This is a genomic window from Lewinella sp., assembly GCF_050633125.1.
GTDB lineage: Bacteria > Bacteroidota > Bacteroidia > Chitinophagales > Saprospiraceae > Lewinella.
Window position 1 is genome coordinate 1 of record NZ_JBOEFX010000065.1, and the last position, 933, is coordinate 933.

Annotated in this window: 1 protein-coding gene; it reads right to left on the reverse strand. The window is 46.2% G+C overall.

All coding sequences use genetic code 11. The features are described from left to right. The coding region (locus tag ACRBG0_RS14125; protein WP_431487515.1) for a hypothetical protein at positions 1-933 on the reverse strand (933 nt) is incomplete at both ends.

The following is a 933-nucleotide window of genomic DNA, read 5'->3' on the forward strand; positions in this document are numbered from 1 at the left end:
CCCAATCAGAATCCATCAGCATTGTGTACACATCAACAGGAATAGCAAAATCTGGCGTAGTGAATGTTACTACGTCGTAGTTGTGCTCACCGTCAAGGAGCTGGCCTTGGTTCAAACAGCTGTAGTTGTTGAAGTTCAATAAAGGATCAGTTGCTTCGAGGGTGCCACTTACTTGGTCTGCATCGTAGTCCATCGTTACACTGCTCGTGTTTGCTGGACACTCGACTACAGGATCGGTTTTGTCTTCGGCGAAGAGGTTACCCCAGCAGGTGTAAACAACTACTCCATCTTCGATTACCTCCACCATATAGGTGTGCTCACCACAGCCAGATATAACATTGGTGTTACCTCCGTCTACTGTTACAATAATATTATCAGCACAACCGATGTTGCCTGTAACTACCATTTGAGGGGTAATTGTAGCAGTACATTCAGCACCAAGCGTAACATTTACATTGGCGACACAACCTATTTCAGCCGGAGCATCGATAATAGATAATGCCATATTATCAGTCGCTGTTTCATCAGCACATGCATCAATACCGGTAACGGTGATTGTCAAAGTCACTGAACCAGCAGTATTATCGGCTGCACTTGGTGTGTAGGTAGGATTAGCAATCGCATTATTGCTAAAAGTGCCTGTGCCGCTCGTGGTCCAAATGATAGTTCCGTTGGAAGCACTTCCAGACAAAACAAAAGCACCTGAAGGACAAGTTGTACCATCTGCACCAGCAGCAGCAGTGGGTGGAGTAGTACAAACAGCAACTCCAGCATTAATGGTAATCGTCTGCGTATCGCTACAAGTAGCAGCGCCTACATTAGACGTAACTACCGTGTAAGTTCCTGGTGCAAGGCCCGTAAAGACGTTGCTCGCCTGAGGTGTACCACCGTCCAATGAATACTGCAAAGTACCACAAGTACCTGTACAAGATG